The sequence below is a fragment of the Herbiconiux dendrobii genome (assembly GCF_052048175.1).
Taxonomy (GTDB): domain Bacteria; phylum Actinomycetota; class Actinomycetes; order Actinomycetales; family Microbacteriaceae; genus Herbiconiux.
The window spans coordinates 326,492-343,928 of the sequence record NZ_JBLZQV010000004.1 but is presented as its reverse complement, the minus strand read 5'-3'; the positions used below and the strand labels follow the sequence as shown (position 1 = coordinate 343,928).

Below are 17,437 nucleotides of genomic sequence, written 5' to 3'. Positions count from 1 at the left end.
CGGGGTGGTGCCCTTACCACACCGTTCATCCCGCCGACACCGAGCGCCCGTACTCTCTCAGGCGTTCACCCACGAATCCACAGGATTCCCACCTGGAGCAACCCGTGCCCTCTGCCCCTCGCCACCGTCGTCCTCGGCGCCGTTCCTGGCTTCTCTCGCTCACCGCGGGCGTCGCCGTCGGCGTTCTCGCGGGCGGTGTCTCCGTGGTCGCCGGTATCGGCACGCCGGCCACGCCGGCCAGTGCCGACACCTCCTCGGCGGTCACCGTCTCGGCGAACCAGCAGGACACCGACCTGCAGAACGCGCCGATGCCCGAGCTCGCGGTGACGGTCTCCCAGACCCGCGACCTGCTCGCCCAGGGCATCCAGGTGAGCTGGACGGGTGGCAAGCAGTCGCAGGCGCCGAGCGGGCAGGACGGCGGCACCGACTTCCTGCAGATCATGCAGTGCTGGGGCGCCGACGACGACGACGCGCCCGACCGCACGAAGTGCCAGTACGGCGCCTTCAACACCCCGGGCACCAGTCGCGACTCCTACCTCGGCGAGACGCCGGTGCCGGCCGAGGACACGATCTACTCGATCCCCGGATCGGGCTTCGCCAACCCCACCTACACGGGCATCCCGTTCTTCGGCGCCAACGGCGACAAGGTCGAGAAGGTCGCCTACGACACGACCACGAAGACCACGAGCCTGATCGACAAGGACTTCCCGGCCGAGGCGAAGATCAACCTCAACTCGAACCAGTTCTTCACCAAGCTCACCAGCAACGAGATCAGCTGGGCGGGATCCGGTGCGAACGGCGAGGGTTCGGTGAAGTTCGAGGTGCAGACCGCGGCGCAGTCGCCCGGCCTCGGCTGCGGAACACCGAAGACGTCGGTCAGCGGCACCGTCACGGGCAGCGCCTGCTGGCTCGTGATCATCCCGCGCGGCCAGGCCGACGCCAACGAGACCAACATCAAGAACTCCGGCCTGCTCTGGGACTCCTGGAAGCACCGGATCGCGGTGAAACTCGACTTCCTCCCCGTCGGCGTGCGCTGCAGCATCGGCGCCAAGGAGCGCCAGCTCTCCGGCAGCGAACTCGTCTCCGAGGCCATCGCCTCCTGGCAGCCGAGCCTCTGCGGGGCATCCGGCGGCGCGGCCTACACCACCATCACCGGGGCGGAATCGGATGCCGCGGTGGCGGCGAACGGCACCACGGTGGCTCCGATGGCCCTCACCTCGAGGGCGCTCAGCGCGCCGGACGTGACCGACTCGCTCACCTACGCGCCGATCGCGCTCACCGGCGTCTCGATCGCCTTCGCGATCGACAGCGAGGTGAACCGGCTCGGCGGCGACCTCCCCGACGAGGTGTCGGGCAGCGAGCGGCTGCCCTTCGAATCGCTCAAGCTCACCCCGCGGCTCGTGGCGAAGCTGCTCACGAACTCCTACCTCGACTCGCTGCCGACCGGCGCCGACAAGTCGCACCTGAACTACGTCAGTCCGCAGGATCCGGGTCACAACGCCCGCAACATCACCAGCGACCCCGACTTCCTGGCCATCAACGACCCGGCCTGGGCCTACCAGAGCATCAACGCCCCCTCGCTGGCCGACATGCTGCTGCCGCAGGGCCGCTCCGACTCGGCGCGCGCCCTCTGGAACTACGTGCTGAGCGACCAGCAGGCGGTCGACTTCCTGATGGGCAACCCCGACCCGAACGGCATGATCGTCAATCCCTGGAGTTCGATGAACCCGGATGTCTATTCGGGGGTGTCCGGCACCGCCAGCGGTGTGCTGACCTTCCCGCGCGACGACTTCCCGAAGGCCGACCCCTCCGAGCAGGAGGCCGGCACGCCCTCCGCCGTGAACCTGGTGACCTGGCGGCCGTACACCAACGACCTCGGCACCAGCGCCTACCTGGTGCTGCGCGGCGACGGCCAGATCCTCGGCCCGTGGGACCCGAACTCGGTTCCGCCGAAGTACACCAAGGCCGCCCGCAACCTGGCGGGCTTCCAGCGGGTCATCGGGCTCACCGACACGGCCGCCGCCGCCAAGTACCAGGTGGTGTCGGCCAGCCTGCTGAACGCGGCCGGCAACTACGTGGCCCCCACCACCGATTCGCTCAGCGCCGCCGCGGCCGCCATGACGGCCGACCCCGCCCAGCCGCAGGTCTATCGCTTCGACTCCACCTCCGAGCAGGCGAAGGGGGCGCCGGGCGCCTATCCGCTGGCCATGCCGGTGTACGCCGCCGTGAACGCGAAGATGGCCGACGCCGCCGTGCGCACCGACTACGCGAACTTCATCAACTACGCGGCCACCACCGGTCAGGAGCCGGGAACGGCGTTCGGGATGCTCCCCGAGGGCTACGCACCCATCCCGGCCGGCTGGCAGGCGCAGGCGCTCACGGCGGCGGCCTCGATCGCCGCCGGCGGAGCGGTGGCCGCCACTCCCACACCCAAGCCCACGGCCGCCGCCACCGCCCCCACCCAGGCCACCGCGCCCGTCGCCGTGCCGGGCGCCGTGCCCGCCGCGGCCGCCCCCGCCACCGGACCCTCCGCATCCGGAACCGCCGCGGGCTCGCTCGTGGGCAAGGCCACCCCCGCCGATCAGAAGCTCGGGGCGATCAGCGCCGCCGTGCCGATCGCGCTCATCGCAGGACTGCTCGCCGCGCTCGCGGTGCCGGCCCTGACCCGCATCCGGAGACCCCTCTGATGCCCCCAGTTCTTGGAGCCCGTCCACCCGGCCAGGTCGGCCGTGCGGATGCCAAGTCGAAGCCTTCGCGTCGCGGATGCTCGGATACCCATCCCGAAAGGAACCATTCACAGTGAAGATGAAGAAAGTCGTTGCGCTCGGCGCAGCGGTCGGCGTCGCCCTCGCGGGGCTCGGCCTCGCTCTGCCCGCGAACGCGGAGCCCGTCTCCAACGGTTACGTGCTCGTCGGCTCCGACACCCTCCAGGACTCCACCAACGCCCTGCTGAACGGCACCTCCGTCGGCGGCGCGCCGGTGCGTGTGACCTCGGCGGGCACGAGCCTCGGATCGTTCGACGCCTTCGGCTCCACCGCCATCCAGACCAAGACCGGCGGCGCGTACTTCGGCCGTCCGGCCGGCTCGGGAGCGGGCGTCAACGCGCTCCGCGCCTCGATCACCGGCAACACCTACACCGGCAACGCGGCCGTTCCGGCGCGCGTGATCACCGGCCAGGTGGACATCGCCCGTTCCTCCAGCGGCGCCGGCGCGAACGCCAACACCAACGGGCTGCTCGCCTACGTGCCCTACGGCCGCGACGCCGTGGCGTACGCGTACAACGGCACCAACTCCGACCTGGCCGCGCTGACCACCGCGCAGCTCAAGCAGATCTACGAGTCGAACACCCCCGTCACCATCGGTTCGACCGTGGTCAAGCCCCGCATCCCGCAGAGCAGCTCGGGCACCCGCTCGTTCTTCCTCAGCGCGATCGGTGTCACCACCCTCGGCACCACCGTCGGTGACTCGACCGCGAACACCACCCCCGAGAACGACGCGTCGATCCTCGGCGCCGACGAGATCATCCCGTTCTCGGCCGCCAGCTGGGTCGCGCAGGCCAACGGCGTCACCGGTGTCAACACCACCGCCGCCGCCAGCGCCGTCAACGTGAAGCTCGGCAGCCCGAACGGCGTCGCGCCGTTCACCGGAACCGGCACCTCGCTCGTTCCGAACTCGGCCTTCTACAGCGCCGCGCCGTTCGGTCGCGACACCTACCTCGTGGTCGAGTACGCCCGCATCAACTCCTCCGACGCGAAGTACGACGCGAACCTCGCCAACCTGCTCGACCCCTCGAAGACCCAGAGCCTCACCAACACGGGCACCTTCGCGAGCACCACGGGTGCGGTGAAGCGCAAGTTCGGCTTCCTCGCCCCCTCCAGCACCACCATCATCCGCGCGTTCGCGACCCTCTAGTCGCCCGACCCATCCCTCAGAAAGGCACACAGAATCATGTTTCGTAAGACCATCGTCCGCGCCGCGGCCGTCGGCGTCGTCGCCGTCGCGCTCGTCGCGGGCAGCGCCGTCGCGGCCCACGCCGCCGACACCGTCCCGCCCACCGTGGGCTCCAAGGGCCCGTACTACATCGGCGACGCCGGTGACGGCTCGATCATCCCCGCCGGCACCGAGCTCGACTTCGACTACGCGCTGATCGGCATGCCCAGCGCCGACCCGGCCCAGATCGAGGCCGTGTTCCCCGGGACCGCCGACGGCGAGACCGTCCGCACGTTCATCTCGCCGCGCGGATCCGAGCACACCCCCACGCAGTGGACCGCCTGGGCCGACAGCGCCTTCAAGACGGGCACGAAGGACGTCATCTACCCGGCGGTCACGCTGGGAGCGCAGATCCTCGGCAACCAGTCGACCGTGCGCGCCGGTGGCAACTTCAGCGTCGGATTCGCGTTCATGAAGAACAACAACCTGAACCTCGCCGACGGCGACGTGTACTTCACGTACATCACCGTGCAGCCCAACGGCAAGTGGACCTTCGCCACGCCGAGCGGCACCGGCCCGGTCGACCCCGAGCCCTCGGCGGACTCGTTCGACGTGAACCTCGAGGCCGTCACCACCTCGGCTCCCGACGGTGCGCTCAGCCTCGTCGCACCGGCGTCGAACACGGCCACCATCGGCAACCCGGCGCTGGTCGAGGGCCTGTCGACCTCGACGGGTTCGCTCGGCGACTTCTCGGTCGTCGACGAGCGCTTCCAGACCCACCCGGGCTGGACGCTGACGACCACGGTCACCCAGTTCACCAACGCGGCCGACTCCAGCAAGATCATCAACGCCTCGCAGCTGGGTGTCGCGCCCAAGCTGGTCGAGCCGAACGCGGCGGTCACGCTGGCGAACCCGCAGGTCGCGGGCTCGGCGACGTACCCCTCGGTGTTCGCGCAGACCGGTGACGCGGCCGCCGCCGGCACCGCGAAGTTCAACGCCGACCTGAAGTTCGTCTCGCCGGCGAACATGCCGGCCGGCACCTACACCTCGAAGCTCACGCTCACGCTCGCGTCGAAGTAGCACCACCAGCACCACCCCGGCGGAGGGGGTCGCGAGCGATCGCGGCCCCCTCCGTTCTCGTGCATCGGGCGTTCACCTTCCAGACACCACGAGGCCGCGCCGGCGACAACTGGCGCTGGCTTAATCAACTGTGCTTGTCATCCCGAACCCGATCCGCGCATCCGACCCCGTGCGCTCCCACCCCGTGCGCCGCCTCCTGGCCGCCGCGCTGGTGGGCCTCGTCCTGGCCTCCGGCATGGTCGCCGGTTCGGCCGCCCTGTCCGCCCGCGCCGACGACACCGACGGCATCTCCGGCTCGCCCTCCAGCGACACGGGCCCCGACGGCCGAAGCCGCTTCAGCTACCAGGTGGCTCCCGGGCAGGTGCTCGAGGACTACTACGTGCTGAAGAACACGGGCAGCACCGCGCAGGTGATGAAGGTCTTCGCCACGGATGCCTACAACACCGACGACGGATCGTACGGTCTGCTCGACACCGACGTTACGCCGACGGGCGCCGGAAACTGGGTCGCCTTCGACGGCGGCCAGAAGGCGCTGGAGATCCCGCTGGATCCCGGAGCCCAGCAGGTCGTGCCGTTCAGCATCACCGTGCCTGCGGATGCCGCCCCCGGCGACCACGCGGCGGGCATCGTGATCTCGGTCACCACGGCCGAGGGGCAGATCCTGGTCGATCGCCGCGTCGCCACGCGGCTGTACGTGCGCGTACCCGGCGACCTGCAGCCGGCCCTCACGATCTCCAGCATCGCGGCCGACTACGAGGGCGAGTTCAACCCCTTCGACGGCCACACCACCATCACCTTCACCGTCAAGAACAGCGGCAACGTGGCGCTCGGCGCCGAGATGGTGGCGGGCGTGAACACCTACCTCGGCATCGGCACGGGGGAGCAGAGCCGGCAGGAGCTGGCCGAGATGCTGCCCGGCAGCACCAGAACCATCACGATGACCGTGAACGGCACCGGCCAGTGGGGCTACCTCAACCCGTACGTGTCGATGCAGCCGACCGTCGACAAGGACGCCCTCGACCCGGGTGCGCTGCCCACGGTGAACCGCGACACCGTGACCGTCGCCGTGCCGTGGCTGCTGCTGGTGCTGCTCGTGATCGCCGCCGCGATCTGGGGGTTCCTGCGCATCCGCCGGGTGCGTGACGAGAAGACGGCGCGCGACTGGATCGCCTACACCGAGGCCGAAGCGCGCCGGAAGGCGCGCGACGAGGCCGCCGTGCCCGTGGGCGCCGGGGCGAACCCGCGCACCGGCACCGGCACCGGCACCGGCTCGGACACCGGCGCCGGCTCGAACCCGGGCGCATCGCGGTGAGGCCCGTCGTCGCCCCCCTGCTGGGCGCGGGCGCGGTGCTCGCGCTGCTCGGCGCGCTCGCGGGCGGCAGTGCCGCCCTGGCCGCCGACAACCCGGCGCCGGACGGCGTGAACATCACCGTCACCGTCGGCCCGGGATCCGGAACCGCCGTCACCCCGCCCGCCGCCGGCACCACCTCGAACACCACCACGCGCACCACCGTGAACGGCGAGGTGGTCGTCACCGGGCCCGCGGTGACGCCCGCCGTGGCCGACGACGAGCAGAGCATCGGCGGCATCCTGTACATCAGCGGGCTGGGCACGGCCTACGCGCCCTCGATCGACCCGCTGAGCGGCGAGCTGCAGGCGCACTTCACCGTGCGCAACGTGTCGGACGCCACCCTCGACAGCACGGCGCGGTTCTGGGTGAGCAACCCGTTCGGTGGCGAGATCAGCGCGGTCGGGCCGGTGGATGTCGCCGGGCTGAAGCCCGACGAGTCCCGCGTGGTCGACGCCACCCTCCCGGGCGTGGGGCAGTGGACCTTCGCCACCGCGCACGTGACGCTCACCCCGCCGGAGACCGTCGACGGGGTGGAGCTGGCGCCGCTCACGCGGGACGCGTTCGTGTTCCTGCCGCCGTGGTTCCTGCTGGCGCTGGGCGCGATCGGCGCCGCCGCCTACGCCGTCGTGCGGCTGATCCGGGCCTCGTCGGGCGTGGCGCCCCTCGCCGGTGCGGGTGCTGCGGCCGGCGCCGGTGCCGGTACTACCGGCACTGCCGCGGAACCGGCGCTGGCGGAGTCGACCGCGTGAGCTCGGCCGTGATCGACGCGCCGTCGCCCGCGGCGGGGCCGCCGCCGGTTCCGCCCGCGCCGCCCCTGCTGCCACCGACGGGAGGGCCAGGTGGGCCGAGCGGCCCCGGCGGCCCGTCGAGGCCGCCCAAGCCGCCGCGGATGCCCAAGCGGATGCCGCGGTCGATGCAGCCGCTGGCCCCGTTGACCCCGCAGCAGGTGCTCGCCCGCAGCGCGCTCGCGCTCGTCGCCTCGCTGCTGTTCGCCTTCGCGCTCAACCTGATGGTGCTGAGCCACCTCCAGCACGCGGTCTCGCAGCAGCAGCTCACCGACACCTACCGCGCCCAGCTGGCGGCGGGCACCGCGCCGGTCAGCGAGGGGGCGTTCGACGACACCCTGCTGGTCGACGGCGCTCCGGTCGCGATCATCGAGATCCCTTCGATCGGCGTGAGGGAGGTCGTCGTCGAGGGCACGTCCGCGGCCGACACCAAGGCGGGTCCGGGTCACCGGCGTGACACCGTGCTGCCCGGTCAGTCGGGGGTCAGCGTCGTGATGGCGCGCTCGGCGTCCTACGGCGGTCCGTTCAGCCGCATCCAGGAGCTCGCACCCGGGGCGACCTTCTCGGTGCTCACCGGCCAGGGCATCCAGAAGTTCGCCGTGATCGGCGTGCGCTACGCCGGCGATCCCGCACCGCCCAGCCCGAAGGCGGGGGAGAGCCGGCTCATCCTCGAGACCGCCCGCGGCGCCGCGTACATCCCCACCGGCATCGCCCGGGTGGATGCGCAGCTCGTCTCCACCACGCAGCCCGCCGGCCAGCGCCAGTCGTCGTACACCACGCTCCCGCCGCAGGACACCGAGCTCGCCACCGACTCCTCGCAGGTCTGGGCGCTCGTGTTCGCGCTGCAGTTCTTCGTGGTGGCCGAGATCGCCGCCGTCTGGGCCTACCGCCGGGTCGGTGCCCAGAAGATGTGGGTGGTGTTCGTGCCCGTCATGTTCCTGGCCGGGCTGCTCGTGGCCGACCAGGTGAACCTGCTGCTCCCGAATCTGCTGTGACCCGAGAGAACTCCTATGACTGACAACGAAACCACCACGGCTCCCGACGAAGTCACCACGGTGATGCCCCCGATCAGCCGTCGTGAGCAGCGCAAGATCATGAAGGGTCAGGCTTCCGGTCCGCGGGACTGGGTTCCCACCGCGCCGCTCGCCCAGCAGCAGATCTCGGGCGCGTCCTCGGCGCAGAGCTACGAGCAGCTGCTGCTCCCCACCCTCGAGCGGCCGCCGCTGGCCGAGCTCGACGCCCGCAACATCACCGCCTGGTTCGGCGACCACCAGGTGCTCGACCGGGTCTCGCTCACCATGCCGGCCGGGGTGATCACCTCGCTGATCGGGCCCTCCGGATGCGGCAAGTCGACCTTCCTGCGCATCCTGAACCGGATGCACGAGCTGATCCCCTCAGCGAGCCTGGCCGGTGAGGTGCTGATCGACGGCGAAGACATCTACGACCCCTCGCGCAAGCTCGTCGATGCCCGCAAGAGCATCGGCATGGTCTTCCAGAAGCCGAACCCGTTCCCGGCGATGTCCATCTACGACAACGTGCTGGCGGGCCTGAAGCTCACCGGAACCAAGGCCGACCGCGACCGCAAGGACTACCTCGTCGAGTCCTGCCTGACCAAGGCGGGGCTGTGGAAGGAGGTGCGGGATCGCCTCCGGGCTCCCGGCGGCGGCCTCTCGGGCGGCCAGCAGCAGCGCCTGTGCATCGCGCGCTCGCTCGCGGTCACCCCGAAGGTGCTGCTGATGGACGAGCCCTGCTCCGCTCTGGACCCGACGTCGACGCGCGTGATCGAGGAGACGATGCTCGAGCTGGTGAACGACGTCACCATCGTCATCGTCACCCACAACATGCAGCAGGCGCAGCGGGTCTCCACGCAGTGCGCCTTCTTCCTCGCCGCACAGGGCCGCCCCGGCCACATCGTCGAGCACGGCGCCACCGAAGCCATGTTCTCGAGCCCGATCGATCCCCGCACCTACGACTACGTCAACGGCGTCTTCGGCTGACCCGCGTTCAGGCGGAGGTGCTGGCGTCCTTGACCCGGTCGACGAGGGGGCGCCACGGACCGAGGGCGCGTTCGGGAACACGGGCGTCGCGCTCGTCGTCGGGCTCCGGGGTGGAGGGCTCGGCCAGCACCACCCGGATCGTGTAGACGAAGCGGTCGGGCGCGCCGGGGGTCGAGCCGGCGACGGCATCCGCGTCCGCCTCGGGGGCGTCCCACGGGCACGACTCGACCAGCGAGAGCCAGGAGTCGACCTCGGGCTCCTCGGTGGCCGTGATGCTCCAGGTGGGTGCGATGCCCGCGACGCCGCCGGATCGCGCGACCGTGATGCGCAGCGCCCGCGCCGGCGCGTTGGAACCCGGGCCCACGGTGCTCTCCGCAGACGGCCGGGTCGGATCATCCTGGGGCTGGTTCATCACTCCTCACGCCCACGGTACGCCATGCCTGCACGATCGCGGCGGTCTCGTCCGACTGCTCGCCGAACCGGGCTCCGGATGCCGTGACCGTCGCGGCAGCGAACATCGCGAAGTCGGCGGTGGGGGAGAGCGACCCCGCGATCGCGTCGTACCAGACTCGACCCGCGCGCTCCCAGGCCGGGCCGCCGAGCTCGACCGCCGCGAGCGCGAAGGCGCGGTTGGGGATACCGGAGTTCAGGTGCACGCCGCCGTTGTCGTCGGCCGTGTCGACGTACTCGTCCATCGAGGCGGGCTGAGGGTCTTTGCCGAGGACGTCGTCGTCGTAGGCGGTGCCCGGCTCGAGCATCGAGCGCAGCGCCCGCCCCTGGACGGCGGAGGTGAACAGGCCTTCGCCGATCAGCCAGCTCGCGGCATCGGCGCTCTGCCCGAGCCGGTGCTGCTCGACGAGCGCTCCGATCACGTCGGAGAACGACTCGTTCAACGCTCCGGACTGCCCCTGGTAGACGAGCCCGGCGGTGTACTGCGTCACTCCGTGCGCCAGCTCGTGACCGATCACCGAGAGCGAGGCGGTGAAGCGACCGAACACCTCGCCGTCGCCGTCGCCGAACACCATCCGCTCGCCGTCCCAGAAGGCGTTGTCGTAGTCGTCGCCGTAGTGCACCGTGGCGTTCAGCGGCAGCCCGCGCCCGTCGACCGAGTCACGCCCGAAGGCCTCCCAGAGCAGCGCGTGGGTGGCCCCGAGCCCGTCGTAGGCCTCGTTCACCGCGACGTCGGCGGCATCCGGATCGCCCTCGCGCCGCACCACCCGCCCCGGCAGCGTCTCGGTGCCGGCCGCGTCGAACACGGTGCGCTGCACGGTGGGAGCCGCCGCCGCAGCCATCGATCCGGCACCGGCGCCACCTCCGGCGGCGGGCCCGGTGCCGGAATCCGTGGTGGGTGCGAGCAGCCCGTTGCGGGTGCCGGACCGCCCCTCTCCGCCGTCGTTCTCGGGGGTCGCGCGCATCCGCTCGTCGCGCACCTCGCGCAGCTGCGGATCGCTCAGCAGCGATCGCCGGGCGGCGGCCGCGGCGCGCTCCATGCCGAACGCGTCGGCGCGCGCGATCCGGGCCAGCAGATACGGGGGAACGATCGATCGCCTCATGCCCCGACCCTACGTCGCCCCACCGACACCCGCCCCTCCAGCCCCGACCCCATTCCCGCCGCGTGACTCTGTGCGCCCGTACGAGCGGAGGGCGTGGGGCGGCACTGCCGTGTCCGTTTTCCGCTAGTGGGGGTCGGTGGGGCGTGTGAGACTCGTGGCATGGACTTCGACGAGCGCTACCGGATCATCCTCTCCCGGGATGCGCGCTTCGACGGGCAGTTCATCACGGCGGTGCGGTCGACGGGCATCTACTGCCGCCCCAGCTGCCCGGCGCGCACGCCGAAGCCGGCCAACGTGACCTTCTACGAGACCAGTGCCGCGGCGCACGAGGCCGGCTACCGCGCCTGCAAGCGCTGCCTGCCCGAAGCGGTGCCCGGAACCCCCGCCTGGAACCTGCGCGACGACCTCGCCGCCCGCGCCATGCGCCTGATCGGCGACGGCGTCGTCGAGCGCGACGGCGTCGACGGGCTCGCCGAGCGCCTCGGCTACTCCAGCCGCCACCTCACCCGGGTGCTCCGTGAGGAGCTCGGCGCCGGCCCCCTCGCACTGTCCCGCGCGCACCGCGCCCAGACCGCCCGCACGCTCATCACCGGCACCGACCTCTCGATGTCCGACATCGCCTTCGCGGCGGGCTTCGCGAGCATCCGCCAGTTCAACGACACCGTGTCGGAGGTGTTCCGGCTCTCGCCCACGCAGATCCGCGAGCGCCCGTCGCGGCACCCGCACGCCACGCCTGGCGCGATCCGCCTCGAGCTGCCCTATCGCGAGCCGTTCGACGCCGCCGGCGTGTTCGCCTGGCTCGCGGTGCGCGCCATCCCGGGCATCGAGTCGGCCCTGCCGGACAGCTATTCGCGCTCGCTGATGCTGCCCGGGGGCCCGGCCTGGTTCACCGTGCGCGACGGCCACCGGCACCTGGTGCTCGACGCCCACCTCACCGTGCTGCGCGACCTGCCGGTGCTGGTCGCGCGCATCCGCCGCCTCTTCGACCTCGACGCCGACCCCGTGGCGATCGACGCCGCGCTCGCGCGCGCTGACGACGGTGCCGGCGCGGGTGGTGGCAGTGGTGCTCCGGCACCTGGCGCCGCTCTCGTGCACGGCGACGACGGTGGCGGCGCGGGTGGTGGCAGTGGTGCTCCGGCACCTGGCGCCGCTCTCGTGCACGGTGACGACGGTGGCGGCGCGGGTGGTGGCAGTGATGCTCCGGCACCTGGCGCCGCTCTCGTGCACGGTGACGACGGTGGCGGCGCGGGTGGTGGCAGTGATGCTCCGGCACCTGGCGCCGCTCTCGTGCACGGTGACGACGGTGGCGGCGCGGGTGGTGGCAGTGGTGCTCCGGCACCTGATGGCGCGCTCGCTTGCGATGGCGACCTCGCAGTCGTGGGCGGCGGAACGGCTGTCGCAGACCCAGCGATCGGTGCGGCTCTGCTGGCCGGGTGGGTTCGCGGGCTGCCCGGCATCCGGATGCCCGGAGCCGTCGATCCGCATGAGATGCTGTTCCGCGCCATCCTGGGCCAGCAGATCACGGTCGCCGCCGCGCGCACCCTGCTGCACCGTCTCGCGGTCGCGGCCGGCTCCCCGTTCCCCGGGGGAGCGAACGCGGCGGGGGAGACGGATGCGCCCGCCGCCGAGTCGCCCGATACCCGGGCGGCGACTCCCGCAAGCAGGCCGGGCTCGACGGCTCCGGATGCGCCGGCCGCGGACACCGGGACGCCGCCCACCCTGCTCTTCCCCACCGCCGCGCAGATCGCGGAACACGCGCGTGCCGTGCTGACCGGCCCGCGCGCGAAGATCGACACGGTCGTGCGCGTGGCCGAGCTGCTGACATCCGGAGAGCTCGAACTGGGCTTCGGCGACGACCCGGTAGATCTGCGCCGTCGCCTCACCGCGATCCCCGGCATCGGCGAGTGGACGGCCGGCTACCTCGCGATGCGCGTGCTTGGCAGCCCCGACGTGCTGCTCACGGGCGACGTCGCGGTGCGCACCGGAGCCCGCCGCCTCGGCATCCCCGACACCCCGCGCGGTCTCACCGAGTGGTCGGCCCCCTACGCCCCCTGGCGCTCCTACCTCTGCCTCCACCTCTGGCGCGCGGCCGCCGACCCCGCGCTCGCCCCGCCGCGCGACCCCGCCGACAAGGCCGCCCCCCGCAAACGCGCCGCCGGATCCGCCCGACCCGAGGCGCCCCACCGCGCCGCAGCCGAGTCCGCGCCCGAGTCCGCGAGTGGCACCGCGCCCGAGTCCACGGCCCGCACCGCATCCGCGTCCGGACGTCACACCGCATCCATCCGCAGCGCCGGACCCACCGCACCCACCCGCAGCGCCGCACCCACCAGCCCTACCGCTCAGACCCGCCCCACCGCACCGACCGAGGAGACCTCATGACCGCCACGATCCAGTTTGTCGGCACCCCCGACGGCCCGTTCGGCATCATCGCCGACGCCGAGGGGCGCGTGCTCGCCTCCGGCTGGACCTCCGACGCCGACGCCCTGCTCGCGCGCCTGACCCCGTCCATCCGGCCGGTCGCCGCCGACCTCGTCCGGGGTGAGACGGCGGCCGCCGAGGCCGTCCGCGCCTATTACGCGGGCGACGTTCACGCGATCGACGCGGTCGAGGTGCGGCAGGCCGGCGGGGAGTTCCACACGCGCGGCTGGGCGGCCCTGCGCGGCATCGCCCCGGGGCATCCGCTCAGCTACCAGGAGTTCGCCGCCGAACTCGGTCGCCCCACCGCCGTGCGCGCGGCCGCCAGCGCCTGCGCCCGCAACGCCCCCGCCCTTTTCGTGCCCTGCCACCGCGTCCTCCGCACCGACGGCTCCTTGGGCGGCTTCGCCTGGGGCGTGGAGGTCAAGCGCTCCCTGCTCGCCCGCGAATCCCGCGCCGCCCACGAGTCCCTCGCATCCCTGCCCGCCTGACCCCCGGGGCTGTCGAGCGCTCGTTCGGGCGCACTTTCGGTCGTAAAATCAGGGCTTTTCAACCAAAAGTGCGACCGAACAGGGCCCATGAGGGTGGGGCGGGTGGAAGCGGCGCGGGCTACGCGTCCGCGAGCAGCTCGCGCACGCGCGGGATGACCTGCGTGCCGTAGAGCTCGATGCTCGTCATGAGGTTCTCGTGCGAGAGGCCGCCGTTGCCGTACTTGAGGTCGAAGCGGTCGATGCCGATCGTGCGCGCGGTGGCCGCGATCTTCTGCGCCACGGTCTCCGGCGAGCCCACGTACAGCGACCCCGAGCGGATCTCCTGCTCGAAGTGCCCGCGCCCCATCGGTGACCACCCTCGCTCGCGGCCGATCCGGTTCATCAGCGCCTGGTAGTGCGGCCACAGCTGCTCGCGGGCCTCCTCGTCGGTGGCCGCGACGTGGCCGGGCGAGTGCACCGCCACCTGCTGGCGCGGCAGCTCGAACTGGTCGAGCGCCCGGTGGTACAGGTCGACGAACGGCGCGAACCGCGAGGGCTCGCCGCCGATGATCGCCAGCGCCAGGTTGAAGCCGTACCGCGCCGCCCGCACCACCGACTCGGGGCTGCCGCCCACGCCCACCCAGGTCTTCAGCAGCCCGTTCTCCACCGGCGGGAACACGCTCTGGTTCGTCAGAGGCGCCCGCGTGCTGCCCGACCAGGTCACCGGATGCTGCGACCGCACGGCCGCGAACAGGTCGAGCTTCTCCTCGAACAGCACCTCGTAGTCCGAGAGCTCGAAGCCGAAGAGCGGGAACGACTCGGTGAACGAGCCGCGCCCGAGGGTGACCTCGGCGCGCCCGTTCGAGAGCGCATCCAGGGTCGAGAAGCGCTGGAAGACCCGCACGGGGTCGTCGGAGGAGAGCACCGTCACGGCCGAGCCGAGGTGGATGCGCGAGGTCTTCGCCGCGACCGCCGCGAGCACGACCTCGGGGGTGGTGACCGCGAAGTCGTCGCGGTGGTGCTCGCCGAAGCCGATCAGGTCGACGCCCACCTGGTCGGCGAGCACGCCCTGGGCCACGAGGTTGCGCAGCACCTGGGCGTGCGGCAGCGGGGTTCCGGAGACGTCGGCGGTGACGTCGCCGAACGTGTCGAGCCCGAACTCGAGAGCCGAAGGAGTCGAGTCGACCTCCGAGGCCGAGTCAGTCGACTCAGCCGAGGAGTGCGAGTGCGGTCCCTGCTCGGCCCGAGCGGCCTGCTGGTCATCGTGCGCCATGCGGATCCCATCCATTTCCATGCGTATGTATGAAGTCTGCAACGCGGTCACGCCATCCGCTATTCCGCCTCCCAGTATCCCGTGCGACGCCCGTGAACCCTGGCGCGTCGCCCGGCGGATCGCTCAGGATGGGGACATGTCCGCTCAACCGTTCGAGCTGCCCGCCGCCATCGACGCCTTCTTCTCCGCCAGCAACGACGAAGACCGTGAGCGCTTCCTCGCCGCCTTCGCCCCCGACGCGGTGCTCGACGACTGGGGCCGCACCTTCACCGGCGTCGGCGAGATCGCCCGCTGGAACGAGAGCGACAACATGGGCGTGCACAGCCGTTTCGAGGTGCGTGAGCTCACCGTCAACCGCGACATCCACGTGGTGACGGTCCAGGTCACCGGTGAGGGCTACAACGGCGGCGGCGCCATCGCGTTCCAGCTCGAGGGCGGGCCCGACGGACTCATCTCGCGCGTCGACATCACAGGCTGACGTGCGCTGACACCCGGCGCGGCACAGGCTGACACCGGGCGCGGCATCCGCCATGCTGGGGATGAGGCCCTCACACAGTGGCGGCCCGCGCACGACGACAGCACGGGAGGCACGCGATGAGCGGTCGGATTCTGGTGGGGTACGACGGATCGCCGTCGGCCACGATCGCCCTCGACTGGGCCCTGCGCCGCGCCGAGGCGACCGGGCTCGACGTGGACGTGCTGTACGTGGCCGACACCTCGTGGGACTCCGAGGGCTTCACGGCCACCCCGCTGCTGGCCAAGCAGGGCGAGGTGGTGCTGGCCGACGCCGCCTTCCACGCCGACTCGAAGGCCCCGCACGTGACCGTCACCTCGCGCACCCTGCCGGGCAACCCGATCGCCGTGCTCTGCGCCGAGGCCGAGTCGACCGGCGCCGAGCTGCTGGTCGTGGGCTGCTACCGCAAAGACGTCTACGAGCGCCTCACCACGAGCGCGGTCAGCGTGCGGGTCGCGGCCGCCGCGACCGTGCCGGTGGCCGTCATCCCCGATCTCCCGCCCGTGCACCGCCGGGGTGTGGTGGTCGGCATCGACGGATCGGGCGGCTCCGACACCCCCGACGTCATCCTCGCCGCCGCCGTCGCCGAGGCCCGCCGCCTCGGCGAACCGTTGCGGGTGGTCACCGCCTGGACCCTCCCGCCGTTCGCCACCCCCGACTTCAGCGACACCGCCGCGCTCTACGACGCCCTCGAGGATCGGGCGCGATCCGTCGCCGAGGCCGCCGTCGAGCACACCGACACCGCTGGGGTCGAGGTGGTCGCGTCGGCCGTCTTCGAGGCGCCCGTGAACGCGCTGCTGCACGCGGCGGCGGATGCGTCGCTGCTCGTGATCGGCAGCCACGGCCGGCGCGGCCTCAGCCGCTTCCTGCTCGGCTCGGTCAGCCACGACGTGCTTGTGCACGCGCCCGCCCCTGTTCTGGTGCTGCGCGTCACGAAGTAGCGCGTCATCCGGGCACCCGGCGCACCCGCACCGATCCCGGAGCCGGGCCACAGGATCGGGCCGGTATCGTGGTCGGGTGTCCGAGAGTCCCGCTGGTGCCACCCCTTACGAGGTGCTCGGCGTCGACCCGGCCGCCAGCGCCGAGGAGCTGAAGCGGGCCTACCGTCGCTCGCTGCGGCAGGCGCATCCGGATACCGGGGGAGACCCGGCGCGCTTCGTGGCCGTGCAGCGCGCCTGGGAGCGCATCGGCACGCCTGAGGAGCGTGCCGCCTACGACCGTGGTCGCGGCCTGGGCGACTTCGGCGGCGCCGGAAGCAGCAGCGGCGGAGCGGGCGCCGCCGGTTTCGGCGCGCACCCCGCCGGCGCCTCGGGCTCGGCCTCCACCTCGGGTTCGGGCTTCGGCCCCGCCTCCGGATCGGCCGGCCGTGCCACGAGCTCGTCCGTCAAGGCCCGCAGCTACGGCCACCCCGGCGGTCAGGAGCGTGAGATCTACCTGAGCCTGCTGCGAGAATGGGTGGGCCGCGGCGTCGACATCGCCGACCCCTACGACCCGGCGCTCGTGCGCTCGGCGCCGCGGGAGATCCGCGGCTGGCTCGCCAAGGCGCTCGCCGAGGAGGCCACCGCCGGCATCGTCGGCACCCTGGGCATCGGCTACACCATCTGGAACAACGTGCTCTCCGGCCGCACGGTCGACGGCGTCGCCGAGACCATCGACCACGTCGTGCTCGGGCCCTCGGGCCTGTACGCCGTGCAGTCCGAGGACTGGGGCGCCCCCGTGCGCCTGAAGAAGGACGAGATCGTCGGCGAGGCCGTGCACCCCGACCACGAACCGCTGCACGAGCTCGGCCGCGCCACCCGCGCGCTCGGTCGCTCGCTGGGCGTGCGATTCACCGGGCGGGTCGTGGTGGTTCCGGATGCCGACCTGGCCGATCCCTTCGAGGTCGTCAGCCGGGGTCGCCTGGCCGGGTCGGTGCTGGTGCGCCGCTCGCTGCTCCCGCAGCTGCTGCGCAACGGCGTCGGCGGCGACTCCGCCACCGCGGCCTCCGCCCGCGAGAGCATCGACCGCGCCTTCGAGCTGCGCCCCCGCCTGCAGAGCGGCATCCGCCTGGCCTGACCTCTGCCGAGGTC

The 17,437-nt window shown here is 72.1% G+C and carries 15 protein-coding genes; 12 read left to right on the top strand and 3 right to left on the bottom strand.

What is annotated here, in order from left to right:
- Nucleotides 1–104: 104 nt before the first annotated feature.
- The 7 genes from ACN4JJ_RS14420 to ACN4JJ_RS14390 all read left to right on the top strand — a co-directional run bounded on the left by ACN4JJ_RS14420 (nt 105) and on the right by ACN4JJ_RS14390 (nt 9,143).
- Complete coding sequence (locus ACN4JJ_RS14420; RefSeq protein WP_440710577.1) at nt 105–2,687, top strand: hypothetical protein; 2,583 nt, start codon at nt 105–107, stop codon at nt 2,685–2,687.
- Nucleotides 2,688–2,805: 118 nt separating this feature from the next.
- Nucleotides 2,806–3,912: a hypothetical protein gene (locus ACN4JJ_RS14415; RefSeq protein ID WP_440710576.1), complete on the top strand. Its 1,107-nt coding sequence runs from the start codon at nt 2,806–2,808 to the stop codon at nt 3,910–3,912.
- Nucleotides 3,913–3,948: 36 nt separating this feature from the next.
- Complete coding sequence (locus ACN4JJ_RS14410) at nt 3,949–5,010, top strand: hypothetical protein (protein WP_440710575.1); 1,062 nt, start codon at nt 3,949–3,951, stop codon at nt 5,008–5,010.
- A 130-nt stretch (nt 5,011–5,140) separates the two neighbouring features.
- The gene (locus ACN4JJ_RS14405; protein ID WP_440710574.1) at nt 5,141–6,322 is read left to right on the top strand and encodes a COG1361 family protein; all 1,182 of its coding nucleotides are present in this window, start codon (nt 5,141–5,143) and stop codon (nt 6,320–6,322) included.
- A complete protein-coding gene (locus tag ACN4JJ_RS14400) occupies nt 6,319–7,110 on the top strand; it encodes a hypothetical protein (RefSeq protein WP_440710573.1) in 792 nt (263 codons plus the stop codon). Before ACN4JJ_RS14405 ends, ACN4JJ_RS14400 begins: the two co-directional genes overlap by 4 nt.
- Before the next feature lie 140 nt (nt 7,111–7,250).
- Entirely contained in the window at nt 7,251–8,141 is an 891-nt protein-coding gene (locus ACN4JJ_RS14395) for a sortase (RefSeq protein WP_440710572.1), read from the top strand.
- Nucleotides 8,142–8,369: 228 nt separating this feature from the next.
- Nucleotides 8,370–9,143, top strand: a complete 774-nt coding sequence (locus ACN4JJ_RS14390; RefSeq protein WP_440710833.1) for a phosphate ABC transporter ATP-binding protein — start codon at nt 8,370–8,372, stop codon at nt 9,141–9,143.
- A 7-nt stretch (nt 9,144–9,150) separates the two neighbouring features.
- Here ACN4JJ_RS14390 and ACN4JJ_RS14385 read toward each other — a convergent pair whose 3' ends face one another.
- Nucleotides 9,151–9,555, bottom strand: a complete 405-nt coding sequence (locus ACN4JJ_RS14385) for a protealysin inhibitor emfourin (protein WP_440710571.1) — start codon at nt 9,553–9,555, stop codon at nt 9,151–9,153.
- The gene (locus ACN4JJ_RS14380) at nt 9,536–10,696 is read right to left on the bottom strand and encodes a M4 family metallopeptidase (protein WP_440710570.1); all 1,161 of its coding nucleotides are present in this window, start codon (nt 10,694–10,696) and stop codon (nt 9,536–9,538) included. The genes ACN4JJ_RS14385 and ACN4JJ_RS14380 overlap by 20 nt, the downstream gene beginning before the upstream one ends.
- 159 nt (nt 10,697–10,855) lie before the next feature.
- Between ACN4JJ_RS14380 and ACN4JJ_RS14375 the strand changes: the two genes are divergently transcribed.
- Nucleotides 10,856–13,075: a DNA-3-methyladenine glycosylase 2 family protein gene (locus ACN4JJ_RS14375; RefSeq protein ID WP_440710569.1), complete on the top strand. Its 2,220-nt coding sequence runs from the start codon at nt 10,856–10,858 to the stop codon at nt 13,073–13,075.
- Nucleotides 13,072–13,602, top strand: coding sequence for a methylated-DNA--[protein]-cysteine S-methyltransferase (locus ACN4JJ_RS14370; RefSeq protein WP_440710568.1), 531 nt, complete (start codon nt 13,072–13,074; stop codon nt 13,600–13,602). The genes ACN4JJ_RS14375 and ACN4JJ_RS14370 overlap by 4 nt, the downstream gene beginning before the upstream one ends.
- A gap of 118 nt (nt 13,603–13,720) precedes the next feature.
- Here ACN4JJ_RS14370 and ACN4JJ_RS14365 read toward each other — a convergent pair whose 3' ends face one another.
- A complete protein-coding gene (locus ACN4JJ_RS14365; protein ID WP_440710567.1) occupies nt 13,721–14,854 on the bottom strand; it encodes an LLM class flavin-dependent oxidoreductase in 1,134 nt (377 codons plus the stop codon).
- 136 nt (nt 14,855–14,990) lie between these two features.
- Here ACN4JJ_RS14365 and ACN4JJ_RS14360 point away from each other — a divergent pair, with 136 nt between their 5' ends.
- The 3 genes from ACN4JJ_RS14360 (at nt 14,991) to ACN4JJ_RS14350 (ending at nt 17,423) form a co-directional block, all read left to right on the top strand.
- Nucleotides 14,991–15,332, top strand: coding sequence for a nuclear transport factor 2 family protein (locus ACN4JJ_RS14360; RefSeq protein ID WP_440710566.1), 342 nt, complete (start codon nt 14,991–14,993; stop codon nt 15,330–15,332).
- Nucleotides 15,333–15,448: 116 nt separating this feature from the next.
- Entirely contained in the window at nt 15,449–16,309 is an 861-nt protein-coding gene (locus ACN4JJ_RS14355; protein WP_440710565.1) for a universal stress protein, read from the top strand.
- Nucleotides 16,310–16,385: 76 nt separating this feature from the next.
- Nucleotides 16,386–17,423: a DnaJ domain-containing protein gene (locus ACN4JJ_RS14350; RefSeq protein WP_440710564.1), complete on the top strand. Its 1,038-nt coding sequence runs from the start codon at nt 16,386–16,388 to the stop codon at nt 17,421–17,423.
- The last annotated feature ends 14 nt before the right edge of the window (nt 17,424–17,437 follow it).